This is a genomic window from Polaromonas sp. P3_C2 (genome assembly GCF_056402675.1).
This window is the reverse complement of the sequence record NZ_JBFUGX010000575.1, coordinates 1-2687: the sequence shown is the minus strand read 5'-3', so window position 1 is coordinate 2687 and position 2687 is coordinate 1. Positions and strand designations below refer to the sequence as shown.

General features: G+C 61.3%; 2 protein-coding genes and 2 pseudogenes. 2 read left to right on the top strand and 2 right to left on the bottom strand.

Annotated features, from left to right (window positions below; genetic code table 11):
* Together AC1DWI_RS19180 and mutY are read left to right on the top strand one after the other, a co-directional pair.
* Positions 1 to 420, top strand: a pseudogene (locus AC1DWI_RS19180) (dynamin family protein); the annotation flags it as partial.
* Positions 421 to 474: 54 nt separating this feature from the next.
* Positions 475 to 1554 (top strand): A/G-specific adenine glycosylase, encoded by a 1080-nt coding sequence (mutY, locus tag AC1DWI_RS19175; RefSeq protein ID WP_477668276.1) that lies wholly within the window; start codon positions 475 to 477, stop codon positions 1552 to 1554.
* A gap of 49 nt (positions 1555 to 1603) precedes the next feature.
* Here the strand turns inward: mutY and rapZ are convergent, their stop codons facing one another.
* Both rapZ and AC1DWI_RS19165 read right to left on the bottom strand, forming a co-directional pair.
* Positions 1604 to 2470 carry an RNase adapter RapZ gene (gene rapZ, locus AC1DWI_RS19170; protein ID WP_477668275.1) on the bottom strand — a complete coding sequence of 289 codons (867 nt, stop codon included), beginning with the start codon at positions 2468 to 2470 and terminating at the stop codon, positions 1604 to 1606.
* A pseudogene (locus AC1DWI_RS19165) lies at positions 2470 to 2687 on the bottom strand (DNA repair protein RecN); the annotation flags it as partial. The pseudogene AC1DWI_RS19165 and the gene rapZ, both read right to left, overlap by 1 nt.

Below are 2687 nucleotides of genomic sequence, written 5' to 3'. Positions count from 1 at the left end.
GAGCAAATTGAGCGCAGCCATTTGCAATATCTGGGTGTGGGCAATGTTCTGAAACTTTCCCAGCCGGAATTTTCCGAGCGGCTGGTACGTGCCCTGGCCACGCGCTTGCGGGTGGTCTACGAATCCGCCCTTGGCGAAGTTGAGCTCTGGAACAAGTCAGCGGCATCGCAGCTTGATGCGCAGTTGCGCGAGCGGCGGCGCAATTTCGGCCGCAGGCTTGAAGCTATCGAGCGCATCCAGCAAGCGGCGTCTGGTCTGGATGAGCGGATCGCTGAAATCGACATCCAGGAGCGTGTGCTCGATGAGCTGGACAACAAGCTCACGGAGCTGACTTCCCATCTGATGGGCTCTTCAGCGCAGTCCAGGACGCCGGATGGCGCCGCTGCCGCAGAAAATGCCGCGGTGCCCGAGGCTGCCTGAGCGTTGACGCGGTCGCAATCCACCAAGACACCTGCGGGGCGGAAAGCGGTTGCTGTGAAGCAAACGGCCTCATGCCAGTTGCCCGGATTTGCCGGGGAAATTGTGCGCTGGCAGGCTTCCCACGGACGCAACAGCCTTCCCTGGCAGAACACGCGTGATCCTTACCGCGTTTGGCTGTCTGAAATCATGTTGCAGCAAACCCAGGTCGCAACGGTTCTGGACTATTACGCGCGATTTCTCCTGCGCTTCCCGACGGTCAAGGAGCTGGCTGTGGCTGGCGAAGACGAGGTGCTGGGCTTGTGGAGCGGGCTGGGTTATTACAGTCGCGCGCGCAATCTGCACCGCTGCGCTCAGGACGTCATGGCATTGCATGCCGGGCGATTCCCGGAGACGGCCGAGCAGCTCCAGACTCTGCCAGGCATAGGCCGTTCAACCGCCGCGGCCATCGCCTCGTTTTGTTTTGGCGAACGTGTTGCGATTCTGGATGGCAACGTCAAACGGGTGCTAACGCGGGTGCTGGGTTTTTCTGCTGATCTGGCTCAAAGTGCCAATGAACGGGCGCTTTGGGACACGGCTGCAGAGCTGCTGCCTGAGCAGGACCTGCCCGAAACCATGCCGCGCTATACGCAGGGACTGATGGATCTTGGTGCCACGATTTGCGTGGGCCGCCAGCCCCAGTGCCTGTTATGCCCCGTACAAAACCTGTGCCGCGGTTTTGCCGCCGGCGATCCCGGCAGGTATCCCGTGAAGACACGAAAGCTCAAGCGCAGTGCGCAGGCGCTGAGTTTGCTGTGGGCGCAGAAGCCTGATGGCTCGGTCTGGCTTGAAAAGCGCCCCGGCCGGGGAATCTGGGGTGGGCTTTATTGCCTGCCAGTTTTTGAGAGTGATGAGGCGCTGACTGCGGATTTGCCGTCTTCCTTGCGGGAAAGGCTCGATCCACTGCCAGGTTTTGTCCACGTGCTGACACACAAGGACTTGCACCTGTCGCCATGGATCGCAGGTTTTCGGGCCGGGCAAACCATGCCCAGGTCTTTGGTTTCAGATGAACGGCCCGGTGCGTGGTTCGGCCCCGCCGAATGGCCTGCACTGGGGCTGCCCGCGCCCATACGCAAACTGCTGGAACGGGACGCTTAGGCCTGCCCGCTGTACTGGAAGATGAGGCCGTGCCCAGCCTTATCTGGACTCAAACGGCGTCGAGCTCGCGATGCCGCTTCAGCGTTCGCCACTGCTGGCCAAAAGCTGCGGCCAATTCCTCGACAAGGTAGACGGATCGGTGTTGGCCGCCGGTGCAGCCGATGGCCACGGTCACATAACTCCGGTGGTCACGTACCAGCGCATGCAGCCAATGACCGAGAAACTGCTCGATATGACGGAACATGTCGCCCACTTCCGTGTGGGCCTTGAGATAGCTCGCCACGGCCTCATCAAGCCCGGTCAGGTGGCGCAGGCCCGATTCATAGTGTGGGTTGGGCAGCATGCGAACGTCAAACACGTAATCCGCGTCCAGCGGCACGCCCCGCTTGAAGGCAAAGGACTCGAACACCAGCGTGAGCTGGGTGCTGGGAGCGGAGATCAGCGACTTCACATAGCCTTGCAGCTGTGATGAGCGGATCATGCTGGTGTCSAGCACRTGGGCCTGCTCGCGCATCTCACCCAGCAACTCCCGCTCCAGCTCTATGGCGTCTACCAACGCCCGGTGCTGGTCGGAGGCGTCAATGCGCGACAGAGGGTGAAGCCTGCGCGTTTCGGAAAAGCGGCGCACGAGAGTTTCCGTGTTTGCATCCAGGAAGAGGGATTGCACCGCCACGCCGGAAGCGCGCAACTGCCGCAATTGCTGGGGTACCAGGGGAAGCGAGACTGCGCTTCGCACGTCCATGGCAATGGCAACTTTTTGGGCGCCGTGCTGCTGCTCCAGTGCGACGAAGGGCGTCAGCAATTCCGGTGGAAGGTTGTCCACGCAGTAATAACCGGCGTCTTCCAGTGCATGCAGGGCAACCGATTTTCCGGAACCCGACATGCCGGTGATAAGAACCATTTCCAGTGCTGCCATCACTGTCCCAGCATTTCCTTGGCGTGGGCCAGCGTGGTGCCGGAAAGCCGCTCGCCGCCCAGCATGCGGGCAATCTCAGCTACGCGCTGTTCCCCGTTGACATGGTCTACGGTGCTGAGGGTGGTGCCGTTTTCGGCTCGCTTGGCAACTACAAGGTGCTGATCGGCACAGGCTGCCACCTGCGGCAGATGGGTGACAGCCATGACCTGTCGGTCCT